Raw genomic sequence first — 15826 nt, forward strand, 5'->3', positions numbered from 1 at the left:
GATGAATACATTGAGTATTATAATTGTCGTCGTTATCAATGGGGATTAAAAAAGATGACCCCGAATCAATATCGGGATCATCTCATCGCTTCCTAAAACGGATTTCTTCTCACTGTCCTAATTTAGGGTACCAGTTCACGCTCAAACAGTACGGATTTCTTAACGGAATACCGCCCGGCTTTTCTCCTGCGGAACGCTTTTTCCGGCAAAGGCCCGGGGTTACCGGGGTTACGGGGGCACCGTCTCCTCGCTATGAAAAAAGCACTATCTGAGCTCTACGAGCCTCACATAGTGCTTTTTTACTGAGGTCAGATTGATTTCTTATCCTTTGGGCTTATACGGCAGTCCCGGAGTTCCCTGATATAAGAGAACTTCCCGGTCTGCCATTACTTTTACAGTAATTCTCAGTACGACCGCTACGTCAAACCTGCGGGTGCAACGACGCGGTCTTTTGTGTGGTTTGCAATGGTAGTCATGGTCGCAGTCATGATCGTGGTCATGACCGTGGCCGTGACCGTGGTCGTGTCCGTGGTCACAGTCGCAGTCCGGCTTACACTTATGTTTTTTGTGTTTCTTATGCTTATGATGGCAGTCGTCGCAATCGCACTCATCGCAGTCATCATAGTCATCATCATAATCGTCGTCGCAGTCATGGTCATAATCATAATCATCATCGCAGTCATCATAGTCATGACCCTTTTTATGCCAATAAGCGCGGCAATGCTCATCAACATCATAATCAACAAACTCTACTATGACGCCGGCGTCAGCGTCCATCCCCCGCCTTGTTCCCGGGATATCAGCGTGGGCAGTAAATCTAATCGGCCATACCTCAACAGCGTGCACCGGCTGCCTTGGCCGGCAGGCAACATATAAGGCCTTAATCTCGAATTTTCCTCTGACAATAACCTTATCGTGTATGACATCAACACTGTTAATTTGCAGTCTTTTAACAAAAACGTCAACGATTTGCTCAATGCCAGGTTTGTGGCGTGGCACAACCACATGCACATCAATTGATTTTTGAACATCCTGTTCACCCAATACCTGCTGGACGACAAGAGACTTCGGGCCGGTGCTGATGCCGGCAGTACAATATTGCGGCCGATCCCATGGTTCTATATGTGTCATTGTTACCCTCCTTTCGCGTCTTATACCATATATATGCAAAAGGACGGAAGAAGACAACAGCAGTTTGCGGTAATAGCTATTTGTTCATGGTTTTTCCAGCCCCCGGAAACTGGGCGACTTAGTATAATCAATAATAAAATCAATAAAGGCCTGAGCAGCTTTTGACAGATATTTTCCTTTTTTCCAGGCCAGGCCGATCGTAATTGACAAAGGCTCAGCAAGCGGCACACCAACCAGATTAGGCTGGTTACGAATCACCATGTTCATTAAAAAAGAAATGCCGGCATTACTTGCAACCATTGCCTTAATTGTCTCAATCTGATTGGAGGAAAATACTATACGGGGGGTAAAACCGTGGCGTGCACATTCTTCAAGAACTAGCTGGCGGTGATAGAATTCTTGCTTTAAAAGAATGAAGGGTTCTGCCTGCAATTGACTGAAATCAACCGACTTTGCAGCATGCAGGCGATGCTCAGGCGCCAGGCACAGCATGATTTCCTGCTGGGTAATAGGAACAGTATTGAGCACTGTTGAAGACTCAGGCAGAATAATCAGGCCCAAATCCAATTCTTCTTTTTCCAGCATTGACCGGGCCGCCAGTGAACCTTCTTCATACACCACTAGGTCAAGATTAGGATAGGCGCTCTTAAACAGGTTAAAAATGTTAGGGAAAAGATAGGCACCAATCATCGGCGGTGCAGCAAATTTAATACTCCCCCTGTTCAGCTTGCGAAAATCGTCCATTTCATGGACGGCTTGGCGGACATCAAACAAAATCTTTTTTATTCTAATCTGAAAGGCTTGTCCCTCAGCAGTGATAGCAATCTTTTTCTGACTGCGATCAAACAAGAATACCCCAAGTTCTTCTTCCAGCTTCTGGATAGCGTTAGTAATTGATGGCTGGGCCACATGCAGCTCTTCAGCCGCCCTGGTAAAATTCTGCAGCCTGCTAACAGCTTCAAAATATTCAAGTTGACGCAATTCCACGTATGATTCCTCCATTTTTAATAGTCACTACCTATTGTACCATAGAATATCGATATTTTAATTACTTATGTACCGGTGCTAAAGTATATATAGGGTATTATCAAAATCATCTAAAAACTAGGAGGGATTATTATTCGTGAACAGTAAAATTGCAAAAGCCCTGGCCACAGTGGCCGTAGGTGCTGCCATCTGGTTTTTCCCAATTCCACCGGGTCTTAAGCCGGAAGCCTGGCATCTGCTGGCTATTTTTGCCGCAACAATCTTTGGCTTTATTGTCCAGCCATTGCCGATCGGCGCTGTGGCACTCATCAGTGTGACGTTCACCGCACTTACCGGTGTACTCAAGCCGGCCGAAGCCATTAGCGGCTTCTCCAATACCACAATCTGGCTGATTGTTGCCGCATTTTTGTTTGCCAAAGGGTTTATCAAAACCGGCTTAGGCCGCCGCATTGCCTTTATGCTGATAAAAGCAATTGGCGACAGCACCTTAAAACTAGGTTATACCCTGGTGCTCAGCGACCTTATTATCAGCCCGGCCACCCCTTCCAACACGGCTCGTGCCGGTGGCATTCTTTTCCCGATTGTTCGCAGCCTCTGTACAGCCTTTGACTCAGAACCCGGCCCAACAGCCCGTAAAGTAGGCAGCTATCTCATGCAGACAGCCTACCAGGGCAATACGATTACCTCGGCCATGTTCCTGACCTCAATGGCCGGCAACCCCCTGATCGCTCTACTTGCCGCCAAAACACTGAACATCCAGCTAAGCTGGGGTCAATGGGCTTTAGCCTCTGTCGTCCCGGGTATTATTTCGTTGATAGTAGTTCCGTACTTCCTGTACAAGTTCTACCCGCCCGAGATTAAGAAAACGCCAGAGGCTAAAGCCCTGGCAGCAAAAGAGCTTGAGAACATGGGGCCGATGGCCTGGGGCGAAAAAATTGTGGCAATGGTATTTGTGGGTGCCCTTATTCTCTGGAGTACCTCCCAGTATACTAAACTGGATGCTACTGTTGTCGCCCTGTTAGCCGTCGTTGTCATGCTGGTCACCCAAGTACTGGAATGGAAAGATGTCCTTGATGAAAAAGGCGCCTGGGATACACTGATCTGGATGGGTGCCCTTGTCGGTCTGGCTGATTATCTCTCAAAACTTGGTTTCATTCCCTGGTTTGCCAACACAATGGCAGCAAGCATTGTGGGTATCCCCTGGCTGCAGGCATTTATCGTCCTCACAATCGTTTATCTATATGCTCATTATGCTTTCGCAAGCCTTACTGCTCATATCACAGCCATGTACCCGGCTTTTATCGCGGTAGCCGTGGCTGCCGGCGCCCCGGCCTACCTGGTTGCCCTGTCACTGGCTTTTATGTCCAATCTGTGCATGTCACTGACCCACTATGCGGCCGGCCCGTCACCGATCTATTTCGGAGCAGGTTATGTCGACCAAAGCACCTGGTGGCGGCTTGGTTTCATAATATCTGTCATTAACTTGATTATTTGGGTTGGCTTAGGCTCTATCTGGTGGAAATTTCTCGGCCTTTGGTAATACTGAACACAGTTGAATTTTTTTGATATAGAGAGGAGTTACTATATGCGTACAATTCAGGCCCAGCAAATCACCGACGCAGTCGCGAAATTGGCAATTGACGCCAATTACTATCTATCTGAGGATGTTTTTAATGCATTGGTCGCAGGTAAAGATAAAGAAGAATCACCGCTTGGCAAGGAAATCTTTGACCAGATCATTAAAAATGCCTGTATTGCCAGAGATGAGGATAAGCCCATGTGTCAGGATACCGGGCTTGCCGTGGTCTTTGTTGAATTAGGCCAGGATGTCTGTATCGAAGGCGGCACCTTGGAGGCAACAATTAATGCCGGTGTCGCTAAAGGCTATACTGAAGGCTACTTACGCAAATCAGCCGTGGCCGAGCCGCTGTTTAACCGTAAAAATACCGGTGACAATACCCCGGCCATTATTCATGTGGAAAGCGTTCCGGGCGATCAGATTAAAATTGTTCTTGCGCCCAAAGGGGCCGGCAGTGAAAATAAGAGTGGCCTTAAAATGCTGATACCAGCCGATGGGTTGGCAGGAGTAAAGAAGTTTGTTGTTGAAACAATTGAAAATGCCGGTTCTAACCCCTGCCCACCGATTGTTGTTGGTGTAGGTATTGGCGGTACAATGGAGAAGGCAGCCTATCTTGCCAAAAAAGCCCTGATCCGTCCGTTGACTACGCGCAATCCACACCCCGACTATGCCAAACTTGAAGGCGAATTATTAGAGCTGATTAATAAAACCGGTATTGGCCCCCAAGGTCTCGGTGGCCGCATCACAGCCCTTGCTGTTAATATTGAGTGGTATCCTACCCATATTGCCAGCCTGCCTGTAGCCGTAAACATCAACTGTCATGCCACCAGGCATGCTGAAGTAATACTATAAGGGGGGGAAAAGACATGGCTGAACAAGTTCGGATCACTACACCACTTACCAATGAAACAATAAAAAACCTCAAAGCCGGGGATAGTGTGCTTATTACCGGTGTCATCTATGCTGCCCGCGATGCAGCCCACAAATGTATGGTTGAAGCCCTTGACAGGGGTGAAGAACTGCCGGTAGATTTCACCGGGCAAATGGTTTACTATGTTGGCCCCTCGCCGGCTAAACCAGGTGAGCCGATCGGCTCAGCCGGCCCGACCACCAGTGGCCGGATGGATGCCTACGCACCGCGCCTGCTGGACAAAGGTCTAAAAGGGATGATTGGCAAAGGCTACCGCTCTGCTGCGGTTGTAGACAGCATGAAGCAGCATGGTGTTGTTTATCTTGTAACCACCGGCGGGGCCGCCGCCCTTATCGCCAAAACAATCAAGTCCTATGAAGTAGTAGCTTACGGCGATCTGGGGCCTGAAGCACTGGCCCGGATGGAGGTAGTGGATTTCCCGGCCATTGTAGCGATTGATAGTACCGGGAAAAACGTCTACCAGGAAGGGCAAAAGGCGTACCGGCAAGAGTAAAATTTCGGCGCCGGCAGGTGATGTGTTAACAACGCTCCACCGCTGACGCTTGACTTCCGCTTTTGCTAACACACCACCCGCCGGCAAAATATTTTGCGGTGTATATAATACGATCATCGAGGTGAATAATGCTTAATTTTGACGTACTCGTTATCGGCAGTGGCGGCTCGGGAATGCGGGCTGCCCTGGAAGCAGGCCGTCAACAAGGCCTCTCTGTCGGCCTGATGACAAAAATGTTCCCCACCCGCTCAGCCACCGGCTGTGCCCAGGGCGGCATTAACGGTTCTTTGCAGAATGCCGATCCTAATGATTCTCTTGAAAAACATATTTTTGATACCGTAAAAGGCAGCGACTATCTCGGCGACCAGGATGCCATTGAACACTTTATCAGCAGCATGCCTGCCGCCATTCGGGAATTGGATTACCTGGGCGTCCCCTTCTCCCGGGACGGCCAGGGCCGGATTGCCCAGCGCAACTTCGGTGGCGCTTCCTCACCCCGGACCTGTTTCTCAGCCGACGTAACCGGTCATGTTATTCTGCACACACTATATGAGCAGTGCCTGAAGCATGGCGTAAAAATGCTGGCAGAATGGTACCTGCTGCAAATTGTTACCGACCAGGGCCAACTATGCGGGGTTGTCGCTTATGATTTAAAAGGCGGCCAGATTGTTCCCATTGCGGCCAAAGCGATTATTGTCGCCACCGGCGGCGCCGGCCGCATGTACTGGCTCCGCACCACCAACCCGTTTACCTCGACCGGCGATGGTATTGCCGCTTGCTTTGATGCCGGCATCCCGGTCAAAGACCCTGAGTTTGTTCAGTTCCACCCTACCGGCCTCGCCGGCACCGGCATTCTGATGTCAGAAGCCTCCCGTGGTGAAGGCGGTTATCTGCTGAATAACCAAGGTGAACGCTTTATGGCCCGTTATGCGCCAGAAAAGATGGAGCTTGCTACCCGTGATCTTGTCTCCCAGGCCATTGAGACAGAGATTAAAGAGGGACGCGGCTTTGGTGAAGGCCTGAGCGCGTATGTTCAACTGGATCTGCGTCATTTGGGCCGGGATAAGATCCTGGAGCGTTTGCCCCAGATTCGCGATCTGGCAATCACCTTTGAACAGGTTGATCCGATTGAACAACCAATCCCGATCCGCCCCAGCTGCCATTATTCGATGGGCGGCATTGATGTCATTGACTACCGTACCTGCGCGACAGCTGTTGAGGGCATTTTTGCCGCCGGCGAGGCGGCCTGTATCTCAGTCCACGGCGCTAACCGCCTTGGCGGCAACTCGCTGGCCGACATTGTTGCTTTTGGCAAGTTTGCCGGTCAGGGTGCTGCCGCTTGCGCCAGGCAGCGGCAAGCTGTCAATCAGGATCTGGTTGGCCAGGCCGCCCGGGCCTGGGAGGTCAAATATGACTCGGTTACCACCAGAAAAACAGGCGTTACTACAGCCTCAATCCGGGACCGGCTGGCTGAAGTCATGTGGAATAACGTCGGGGTATTCCGTAGTGGTGCGGAAATGCAGGCAGCACTCACAGTAGTTGACAGCTTGCTGCAGGAGTACCAGACCGTCATAGTGCCTGACCAAAACAAGCTCTACAATACGGCCTTTGTCAACTATATCGAACTCGGCAGTATGCTTACCGTGGCCAAAACAGTCGTCCTTGGAGCCCTGAACCGTCAGGAAAGCCGCGGCAGTCATTGCCGGGCCGATTTCCCCGGCCGTGATGATGCCAACTTCCTGAAACACACCCTCGTGTCCAGGGAAGGCCAGTCGTACAATATATCTTACCGGCCAGTTGTAATCACCAACTACCCGCCGGCAGAAAGGAAATATTGATGCGCCAGATAACATATAAAATTGAACGTTTTGACGGAGCCAAAAATTTCATACAGGAATATACCTTCCCCCATCAGCCAGGCAAAACCATTCTCTGGGGCCTGATCACCATCAAAGAAACCATTGATCCCACACTTGCTTTCACAGCAGCCTGCCGTGCGGCGGTATGCGGTGCCTGCGCCGTTCGTGTCAATGGACAGGCCTTGCTGGCCTGTGAAACCCCGCTTGACGGTATCCTGGGCCGCTTCGGTGATACGCTGACCATCGGGCCAATCCAAAACTTCCAGGTTATTCGCGACCTTGTCGTTAACTGGGAGCCCCAGGCTGAGCGATTACTGGCAGCCAACACCTGGCTGAACCCCAAAGATGAATTTAACGCCCAGGAAGGCTGTCGCCAAAACGCTGCCGACTTTAAGAAAATCAACACCCAGGCCGGCTGTATTCTCTGCGGTGCCTGTGCCTCCGAATGTTCCAAGCTCAGTGCGAATAACAAGGATTTCCTTGAGCCGTTTACCTATTCTAAGGTGTGGAAATTTGTTGCTGATACCCGGGACAGGTCGGCAGCCGAACGCGTTAAAGCAGTACTTGATAAAGGCCTCTGGCGCTGTCTGCACTGCGTCGAATGCAGCACAAAATGTCCCAAGGGGTTAGCTCCCGGCGAAGATATTGCCCGGCTGCGCCAGTTATCCATCAAGCTCGGTTATACCGATAATCCCGGTGCCCGCCATGCGCTGGCCTTCTTGCAGGATATTGAGGATACCGGCCGCCTGAATGAAACTAAATTGTCGGTGCGCAGTGTCGGCATGCTGGGTTCAATGGCCAAATTCCCCTTTGCACTCCGCCTGCTGCGCCGTGGAAAACTCAATCCCTTCCATTTCCCGCACAAGGTCAAAGGGCATGAGCAGATTAAGGTCATCCTCAAAGCAGTAAGGGAGAGTGAGAAATAATGAAATATGCATTTTTCCCGGGCTGTGTTCTTGAGGGAGCGGCCAAAGAAAACTATCTGGCCACTACCGCTGTGGCCAAAGTACTGGGTATTGAGCTTCTCGAAATCCCCGGCTGGACCTGCTGCGGCGCGTCTCATGTGCAGGACGTGGACGATCTGGCGGCAACAGCCATCAACGCCCGTAATATCGCCTTGGCTGAGCGAATGGATCTGCCGCTGTTAACTGTGTGCAATACCTGCACCTTAATGCTGCGTAAAGCCAAAGCCAAGCTCGATAACGGCCAAAAAGAAACCGTCAATAAACTCCTGGCTGCTGCCGGCCTTACCTATCAGGGCACCAGCAATATCACCCATTTACTCTGGGTGCTGCTGAGCGACTATGGCCTTGACCGGCTGAAGCAGTTGGTTAACCGCCCCCTAACCGGTCTTAAAGTGGCGGCCTACTACGGCTGCCATATCCTCCGCCCCCCGGCCCTGATGGATTTTGAAGACCATGCTAATCCACAGTCGCTGGAAAACCTCATTCGCGCCCTCGGCGCTATACCTGTCGACTATGATGCAAAACTGAACTGCTGCGGCTTCCACGCTACCTATACGGCCAGTGAGGACCTGATTCGCATTACCGGTGAAACCAATCACAGTGCGGTCAAAGCCGGAGCGGACTGTATCGTAACCCCCTGTCCGCTGTGCCAGATGTCGCTTGACATGAATCAGCCTGAAGGTCAGACGGCGGTGGGCTGCCGGCAGGAGATGCCGGTACTGCATCTGGCCCAGTTAGTAGGGCTGGCGCTGGGACTTACCCCTGACAAATTGGGATTGAATATGCATATTGCCGGCCGCGAAACCATTAAGGGCAAGATATCAATCAGGTAATCGCCAAATACAAAACGGTCAGAATCTCTTTATCTGAGATTCTGACCGTTTTTCTATACAGTGGTTATTCCCGGAACGGCTTTAGTTTGCCGCTTCCGCCCTGCTCCTAATAGAATTTAAGGATTGCCAAAGTCAATAAAGGTCAAAAAGTCAGAAATAGTTAGACTGCCTGCGTCCGGGCTTTACCAGTTAATTAAATTGCCTTAGATTGCCAGAAATCAGCTAAAATCAACCATTTGCGTCCTCCAAATAACAATGATTATCTGCTAATATGTAATTGTAAAGATTTACTTATGTTATTATCGCGATTAGCTTAGTATATCAAAAATCAGGAGGCGTATTATTATGGCAAAAATAGTTGGTATTGATTTAGGTACGACAAATTCGGTCATTGCAGTACTGGAAGGCGGCCGCCCGACAGTCATCGCCAATGCCGAGGGCAGCCGGACCACACCTTCGGTCGTATCATTCCGGGATAGCGAGCGTTTAGTCGGTCAATTGGCCAAACGCCAGGCAGTGCTCAATCCTGCCAAAACCTTTGCTTCAGTCAAACGGTTCATCGGCCGCCGCAATGATGAAATATCAGCCGAGGCCAAAATGGTTCCCTATAAGATTAGCACAGATTCCAGTAAGGCCATTAAGTTTATTGTAGATGATGCAACCTATGCCCCAGAGGAAATTTCGGCCCTGGTCCTGCGTAAACTAGTAGAGGACGCAGGGAAATACCTGGGTGAAAAGATTACCGAAGCTGTCATTACCGTTCCAGCCTATTTTAATGACGCTCAGCGTCAGGCGACCAAAGATGCCGGCCGGGTTGCCGGTCTGAATGTGCTCAGAATCATCAACGAACCAACAGCCGCAGCCCTGGCTTACGGGCTTGATAAAAAGAAAAATGAAACCATTCTGGTATTTGACCTGGGTGGCGGCACCTTTGACGTCTCCATCCTGGAGGTGGGCGATGGCGTCTTTGAGGTTAAGTCAACCAATGGGGACACCCATCTCGGCGGTGACGATTTTGACAAGGTACTTGTTGACTGGCTGGCTGCTGAATTCAAAAAAGATTACGGCATTGACCTGCTGGCTGACAAGCAAGCGCTACAGCGGTTGACTGAGGCTGCAGAAAAAGCCAAAATTGAATTATCCTCAGTGTCAGAAGCTGTCATTAACCTGCCTTTCATCACTGCTGATGCCAATGGCCCCAAGCACCTTGATACCAAACTAAGCCGGGCTAAATTCGACGAACTGACCCGCCCGCTGGTAGAACGCTGCCGCATCCCGGTAGAAAAAGCCCTGGCTGATGCCAAACTGACTGCCGCTGCTGTGGATGAAGTGATTCTGGTAGGTGGCTCGACCCGGATTCCGGCTGTTCAAAATCTGGTCAGAACAATTATCGGCAAAGCCCCTAATCAGAGTGTCAACCCAGATGAGGTCGTAGCCATCGGCGCCGCTATCCAAGCAGGCATCTTAAGCGGTGAACTGAAAGACGTAGTACTGCTTGATGTAACGCCGCTGTCGCTGGGTGTCGAAACCATGGGTGGCATCATGACGAAGATTATTGACCGCAACACCACGATTCCTACCCGCCACAGTCAGGTTTTCAGCACTGCTGACGACAACCAGCCGGAGGTGGAGATTCACGTCCTGCAGGGTGAGCGCGAAATGGCGTCAGGCAACAGGACCCTGGGCCGGTTTAAACTTGGCGGCTTACCACCTGCCCCCAGAGGCCTGCCGCAGATTGAGGTTACCTTTGATATCGACGCCAACGGTATTTTGACCGTAAGTGCCAAAGATCAGGCCAGCAGCAAAGAGCAATCTGTCACCATCACCGGCTCCAGTAATCTTGACAAAGCAGCCATTGAGCAAATGGTAGAGGATGCCAAACAATATGCTGCCGAAGACAAGGAACGCCGCCGGCAGGTAGAGCTGAAGAATGATCTGGACAGCCTCAGCTATCAGGCCAAAACCTTCCTGGAGACTAACAATGCCGGTCTGCCTGCCCATCTAAGCGGCCGCCTCAGCGACGCTGTCGCTCAGGCCAAAGCTGCCGTTGAGCAAAATGCCGCGATCGATAAACTGCAGCAAGCAAAAGCTGAACTGGAACAAGCCTATACCCAGGCCAGTCAATATCAGTCTGACCCGGCAGCCGCAAAATCCCCGCCAGCCGGTGATGATACTATTATTGACGCTGAATATGAGTAAACTAAAATAGCTTAAGTAAAGGAGGCGATGCTGATGAAATATATTGACTACTATGAGGTGCTTGGCATCCCCCGGACAGCATCTGAAAAAGAAATTAAGCAGGCTTACCGCCAGCTGGCCCGTCAGCATCATCCCGACTTACATCAGGGGGATGCCAAGCAGGCCGCTGAAGAAAAATTCAAGGCCGTTAATGAGGCCTATGAAGTACTGGGTGACCCTGATAAACGGGTCAAATATGATCAACTAGGCCGTAATTGGCAGGCTGGTCAGGACTTTGAACCGGCAGGCAACGGCTTTTCCTACAGCGTCCACAACGCCGACGATTTTGATTTAGGTGGCTTTGGGTTCAGCGATTTTTTCGCCAACATGTTTGGCCAGGATTTTGCCCAGCGGCGGCAGACAGGCCGGCCAGCCAGCTTCAAAGGTGAGGATATCGATGCCGAAATCAGCCTGTCGATTGAGGAACTACTGAATGGTGTGGAAAAAGACCTGCACTTAACCACCCCTAATGCCTGCACTGCCTGCGCCGGACAGCGTTTCACCAGACAGGGCGTCTGCCCGGTTTGTGGCGGACTGGGGACAACTGAGGAGACAAAAACCGTTAAGGTTAAAGTCCCCGCCGGCCTGTACCCTGGTGCCAGCCTGCGCCTTAAAGGCCTGGGCGGCCAGGGCCACGGCGGCGGCGCAAACGGTGATCTCTACCTCCACATCAAAGCCGCTCCGCACCCTTCTTGGCAGCTTGCCAATAAGGCCGACCTGACAATGGAGCTGACCCTGCTGCCTGAGCAGGCTGCTCTGGGGGCTAAAATACCGGTATCGACCCCGCACGGTCAGCTGCAGGTAAAGGTTCAGCCAGGCATCCATTCCGGTCAGCAGCTGCGGCTCAAAGGTAAAGGCCTGCCCCAGGGCCCTGACCGCTATGGCGACCTTTTCCTCAAAATCCGCATTGATATTCCGGCCAGACTGACTGAGGAAGAACTGGAATTATACCGCCAGATCCAAAAGCTGAAGGCCCCTGTCAATTAAATAACTACAAAGGCTCAACAGGCAGTATTACGCTGCCTGTTGAGCCTCTTGTCTTCATGGAACACTTCCCGCAATTCACCAATCACCGCTTTGATTTGTCCTCATTCTCCGCGGAAGTGATTTATACACCAAATCATAAGAATGATCTATTAAACCTTGGATTTCTTTTTCTGGTATGCTTCCATCAAGCAGCAATGTGTTCCAGTGGCGCTTATTCAAATGGTATCCGGGATTTATCCCCGGATATTGCTGCCTTAGAATCTCTGAATAATCAGGATCACATTTTAGTGCCAGATTATCCTGACCATGCCTGCGTGACAGTAAGGCAAACATCTTGCCTGCGACTTTAATCACAATGATATCAGGGCCAAAAGGATAATCCTCAATGGTACCAGGCTTGGCTAAGCAATAAGCTAATAGTTTTTTCGAGTCCAAGCAGATTCTCCTTCACCGGGGCGAGGGCAGGGACATCACTTCATGCCTTTAAAACAATACCTCTATTAATCCCCGTAAGTCTTTTAATTTGCCGAATAGATAAGTTATATTTCTCTTTCAGCTTCCCTATATAGCATTATATAACATTTCTTGTTATTGCATCAAGATTCTGTAAATCTATTGCATTCTTTACTTTACATACTTTTTTCATTATTCCGCTTGCTTCTTCATCCATAATTCGCGGCTTGATTTTGCTATCTATATCTAAACATACATGATTATTCACTTTCGCTGCCTGCTGCCTTGTTTTTCTTTAGATTATAATTTTATAACTGAAATTTCGCGATATCAGACTGCAGTTCAGCCGACATCCTGGCCAGGCTTTGACTCGAAGCTGCAATTTCCTGCATAGCCGCAGACTGTTCCTGAGTTGCGGCCGAGACAGTTTGTGAGCGGGAGGCAATTTGTTTGCCGGCTGTATCAATTTGCTGAATCGATTCCACCAGGGTCTGATTGCCGACGGCAATCACATGGATAGAGGCGGAAATATCCCGGATTTGGTCAGATAACTGCAGAATGGCCTCTACAATATCCCTGAAAGCGACGCCGGTGTCATGAACGCGGGAAATTCCGGTCTGAATCCCGGCAGCCCCGGCTTGGGTAACAGCAATGACCTGGTTCAGGTTAGCCTCATTTTTTTCGACCAGTATGCCGATTTGCCGGGCGGCCTGCTTGGATTCTTCAGCAAGTTTGCGAACCTCTTCGGCCACCACGGCAAACCCCCGTCCCTGTTCCCCGGCCCGGGCCGCCTCAATCGCCGCATTTAGGGCCAGCAGGTTGGTCTGCCCGGCGATAGCGGCAATCAGGGTGACTATCTCACGGATTTCCCCGGAGCTTTTGCCCAATCCCTCAACAGTTGCCTGCGCGGCGGTGGTATCTTTGCCGATTTCATTCATTTGGTCTACTGTTTTCTCTACCAGCTGCCGCCCGTCACCGGCTGCCTGGGAGGTAGCAGCGGCAATCTGGGCTACGTCGCTGGCGGCAGCGGAAATTTGGGCTACCTTGTCTGACATAGTTTGCACCACGGTCATGATCTGTGCAGCAGCACCTGCCTGCAGTTCACTTTCGCGGGCAATCTCGGTAATGGAATCAGCCACCTGGCTGGCGGTGCCTGCTGACTGCTGGGAGCTGGCTGTCAGCTCTTCGCTGGCCGCCGCCAGTTGCTGCGATTGCGACAATACGTTAGTCACCAGCGTATGCAGATTACGGCGCATCATTTGAAAGCCCTGCGCTAACTGACCAATCTCATCCTGGGGCCAAGCCATCTGTTTAGCCTGTTCTCTAAGATCTCCCGCTGCCAGCCGCCGGCATTCATTGCGTATTAGGGTAATTGGACCGGCAATATAACGACTCATCAGTATGATAAACAAAATTGTCAGTATTAAGCAGACAAAGGCCCCCAGCAGCATGGCCTGCGTCAGGGAGGTTATTGCCTGCATGGCTTCACTTGCCGGCGCTGTAACAACCATAACCCAGCGCTGCCCTCCCGCCAGATTTACCGGGGTAAATACACCGATTCTGGTCACACCATCGGCAAAGCGGTAAATGCCCCGTACCTGTTTTCCCTCTGCAGCGGCAGACTTAAACAGAGCAAGAAACTGATCATCCAACTCCGCGTCCTTAAGCTTAAGTGCAGGGTTTACCTTCTTCTCGCTGAAATTCATCTTACCCACAACCTCAGGCAAGCGGGGATGTATAATTACATTGCCGCCGGCATGAGCAACAGCACCATACCCGGTCTTTTGAAACTCCATATTTTTAATCAGTTCATTGAGTTTTTCCAGGGAAATTCCTCCTGTCAATACGCCGGTCAGCTGCCCGTTGGCAAATACCGGCACTGCCACATTGATGCCAATTTTACCGGTTGTTTTATTGGCAAGCACTTCGGAAACAACCGGTTTGTTAGTTGCCAGAACCTGTTGGAAATAAGCACGATCCCCGAGCTGAAAGATACTGCCGTCAGGGCGTACGGCCGCACCATCCGGGAAAATATAGGTTATATTCTCCAGATTCTGCAGGCGCCGGGTGCATTCTGTCAGTGCCTCCAGCAGCAGTTGTTTGTCGGCAGGATTATATATTCTTTTTATCGCCGCAAATGAGTTCAGTTGCAGTACAGCTTCATCAACATAATTCTCAATCCGGTTGGAATAGTCAGTCCCGATAGCCATCGCGGCCTCATCAACACTTGCTGACAAAGCCTGCTGGGATAAGTAATAACTTATTCCCAGTAATACGCCGGCGGACAGGATAAAACAAGGCAAAAAGAACACCAGCAATTTGGTTTTCATATTGGTGATTTTCATAAGTCTGACTCCCTTCTTTTAAGACTACACCACAGCAAGTGTATCTTCCCCCTACTCCCAGCTGTTTGTAACATTGTTCCACTCCCGATCGGCCGAGTAAAACCGGTATCTGTTCTTACCATTATTTTTTGCCAGGTACATCGCTATGTCGGCATTTTTAATCAACGTGTCTGCATCCAGGCCATGCTGCGGATAAATGGCAATCCCGGTGCTTACCGATAAAAAGCGTTCGCAGTTATCAAAGCAAAAAGGATAAATAAACATCTGCCTGATAGAATTTGCTATTGTTTCTGCCGCCGCCGCCACTTCCTGCCCGCTGCCGCCGTGCAGAAGAATAAGAAATTCATCACCGCCAATTCTGGCCAGCGTAACCGCAGGACATAGAAGAGCCTTAATCCGCTCAGCAACCTGCTTCAAAGCCAAATCGCCGCAGGCGTGACCTAAGCCGTCATTCAGCAGTTTAAAATCATCCAGGTCAAGAAACATCACTGCCAGTGCCCTGTCCTGTCCGGCAACAGCCTGGGTGATCTGCTCATAACACCGGCGGCGGTTAGGCAAACCTGTAAGATAATCATAATTGGCATGATATTCGATCTGGGCTAATGCGGCCCTGCTTTCTCTGATTTCCTGTTGCAGGGCCGCATTACGCAGCTCAAGCGCCGCCGTCCGGACCCGGACTTTACTCTCTATTTCAGCCGGGGTTGCCGCTAACTGCATATTTTGCTCCCTGGTCCAGCCACAGCGGTCTGCAATATGAATGAGGAATTGCCAGAACACACTGCAGAAGATGCACAAGCCGCTAGCGGCCAGAAATTGCCAACAAGCCGGGGCATTATCCATAAGTACGACAGCAACAGCCAAAACCCATACACATACTATCACATATAACAGCAGCAGCAGCCGGTTCACCTTACGGGTGCGACTGGCCTGATACCCGCGAAAGCCATTGTAGAGGCTCATAATTGCGCTGCCAAAAGCTATGAAACCAGCAATAAGCAAATTATCCTCTCTCACTCTGTCTTTAC

The 15826-nt window shown here is 50.5% G+C and carries 15 protein-coding genes; 9 read left to right on the forward strand and 6 right to left on the reverse strand.

The features are described from left to right. Positions 1-96: IS3 family transposase (locus tag VN379_RS02010; RefSeq protein WP_325530325.1), on the forward strand; the 96-nt coding region annotated here is incomplete at its 5' end. Between the two features lie 225 nt (positions 97-321). On the opposite strand, the gene VN379_RS02015 is transcribed toward VN379_RS02010, so the two are convergent. Continuing rightward, positions 322-1131 carry a DUF3794 domain-containing protein gene (locus tag VN379_RS02015; protein ID WP_325530273.1) on the reverse strand — a complete coding sequence of 270 codons (810 nt, stop codon included), beginning with the start codon at positions 1129-1131 and terminating at the stop codon, positions 322-324. 84 nt (positions 1132-1215) lie between these two features. Then, positions 1216-2118: a LysR family transcriptional regulator gene (locus tag VN379_RS02020; RefSeq protein ID WP_325530275.1), complete on the reverse strand. Its 903-nt coding sequence runs from the start codon at positions 2116-2118 to the stop codon at positions 1216-1218. A 136-nt stretch (positions 2119-2254) separates the two neighbouring features. Here VN379_RS02020 and VN379_RS02025 point away from each other — a divergent pair, with 136 nt between their 5' ends. From VN379_RS02025 to VN379_RS02060, 8 genes are all read left to right on the forward strand, one after another. Then, the gene (locus VN379_RS02025) at positions 2255-3658 is read left to right on the forward strand and encodes an anion permease (protein ID WP_325530277.1); all 1404 of its coding nucleotides are present in this window, start codon (positions 2255-2257) and stop codon (positions 3656-3658) included. A 45-nt stretch (positions 3659-3703) separates the two neighbouring features. Continuing rightward, complete coding sequence (locus tag VN379_RS02030) at positions 3704-4549, forward strand: fumarate hydratase (protein WP_325530279.1); 846 nt, start codon at positions 3704-3706, stop codon at positions 4547-4549. 14 nt (positions 4550-4563) lie between these two features. Then, positions 4564-5121, forward strand: a complete 558-nt coding sequence (locus tag VN379_RS02035; RefSeq protein ID WP_325530281.1) for a Fe-S-containing hydro-lyase — start codon at positions 4564-4566, stop codon at positions 5119-5121. A 128-nt stretch (positions 5122-5249) separates the two neighbouring features. Continuing rightward, positions 5250-6959 (forward strand): FAD-binding protein, encoded by a 1710-nt coding sequence (locus VN379_RS02040; protein ID WP_325530283.1) that lies wholly within the window; start codon positions 5250-5252, stop codon positions 6957-6959. Then, the gene (locus VN379_RS02045) at positions 6959-7906 is read left to right on the forward strand and encodes a succinate dehydrogenase/fumarate reductase iron-sulfur subunit (RefSeq protein WP_325530285.1); all 948 of its coding nucleotides are present in this window, start codon (positions 6959-6961) and stop codon (positions 7904-7906) included. Before VN379_RS02040 ends, VN379_RS02045 begins: the two co-directional genes overlap by 1 nt. Then, positions 7906-8778 carry a CoB--CoM heterodisulfide reductase iron-sulfur subunit B family protein gene (locus VN379_RS02050; protein ID WP_325530287.1) on the forward strand — a complete coding sequence of 291 codons (873 nt, stop codon included), beginning with the start codon at positions 7906-7908 and terminating at the stop codon, positions 8776-8778. The genes VN379_RS02045 and VN379_RS02050 overlap by 1 nt, the downstream gene beginning before the upstream one ends. Before the next feature lie 345 nt (positions 8779-9123). Continuing rightward, complete coding sequence (dnaK, locus tag VN379_RS02055) at positions 9124-10977, forward strand: molecular chaperone DnaK (protein WP_325530289.1); 1854 nt, start codon at positions 9124-9126, stop codon at positions 10975-10977. 33 nt (positions 10978-11010) lie between these two features. Next, on the forward strand, positions 11011-12003 hold the full coding sequence (locus VN379_RS02060; RefSeq protein ID WP_325530291.1) for a J domain-containing protein: 993 nt from the start codon (positions 11011-11013) through the stop codon (positions 12001-12003). A gap of 75 nt (positions 12004-12078) precedes the next feature. On the opposite strand, the gene VN379_RS02065 is transcribed toward VN379_RS02060, so the two are convergent. The 4 genes from VN379_RS02065 to VN379_RS02080 form a co-directional block, all read right to left on the reverse strand. Next, positions 12079-12438, reverse strand: a complete 360-nt coding sequence (locus VN379_RS02065) for an MmcQ/YjbR family DNA-binding protein (protein WP_325530293.1) — start codon at positions 12436-12438, stop codon at positions 12079-12081. A 136-nt stretch (positions 12439-12574) separates the two neighbouring features. Then, positions 12575-12724 (reverse strand): hypothetical protein, encoded by a 150-nt coding sequence (locus VN379_RS02070; RefSeq protein WP_325530295.1) that lies wholly within the window; start codon positions 12722-12724, stop codon positions 12575-12577. 40 nt (positions 12725-12764) lie between these two features. Continuing rightward, positions 12765-14801 (reverse strand): methyl-accepting chemotaxis protein, encoded by a 2037-nt coding sequence (locus VN379_RS02075; RefSeq protein ID WP_325530297.1) that lies wholly within the window; start codon positions 14799-14801, stop codon positions 12765-12767. Between the two features lie 51 nt (positions 14802-14852). Beyond that, a complete protein-coding gene (locus tag VN379_RS02080; RefSeq protein ID WP_325530298.1) occupies positions 14853-15815 on the reverse strand; it encodes a diguanylate cyclase domain-containing protein in 963 nt (320 codons plus the stop codon). Between the last annotated feature and the right edge of the window lie 11 nt (positions 15816-15826).

The organism is Sporomusa sp. (genome assembly GCF_035561255.1).
Classification (GTDB): domain Bacteria; phylum Bacillota; class Negativicutes; order Sporomusales; family Sporomusaceae; genus Sporomusa.

What these genes read in the sequence shown, in the direction of transcription:
- VN379_RS02030 (WP_325530279.1), top strand. Translation starts at nt 3,704, where the DNA reads ATGCGTACAATTCAGGCCCAGCAAATCACCGACGCAGTCGCGAAATTG.
- dnaK (WP_325530289.1), top strand. Translation starts at nt 9,124, where the DNA reads ATGGCAAAAATAGTTGGTATTGATTTAGGTACGACAAATTCGGTCATT.
- VN379_RS02045 (WP_325530285.1), top strand. Translation starts at nt 6,959, where the DNA reads ATGCGCCAGATAACATATAAAATTGAACGTTTTGACGGAGCCAAAAAT.
- VN379_RS02075 (WP_325530297.1), bottom strand. Translation starts at nt 14,801, where the DNA reads ATGAAAATCACCAATATGAAAACCAAATTGCTGGTGTTCTTTTTGCCT.
- VN379_RS02015 (WP_325530273.1), bottom strand. Translation starts at nt 1,131, where the DNA reads ATGACACATATAGAACCATGGGATCGGCCGCAATATTGTACTGCCGGC.
- VN379_RS02035 (WP_325530281.1), top strand. Translation starts at nt 4,564, where the DNA reads ATGGCTGAACAAGTTCGGATCACTACACCACTTACCAATGAAACAATA.
- VN379_RS02050 (WP_325530287.1), top strand. Translation starts at nt 7,906, where the DNA reads ATGAAATATGCATTTTTCCCGGGCTGTGTTCTTGAGGGAGCGGCCAAA.
- VN379_RS02060 (WP_325530291.1), top strand. Translation starts at nt 11,011, where the DNA reads ATGAAATATATTGACTACTATGAGGTGCTTGGCATCCCCCGGACAGCA.
- VN379_RS02040 (WP_325530283.1), top strand. Translation starts at nt 5,250, where the DNA reads ATGCTTAATTTTGACGTACTCGTTATCGGCAGTGGCGGCTCGGGAATG.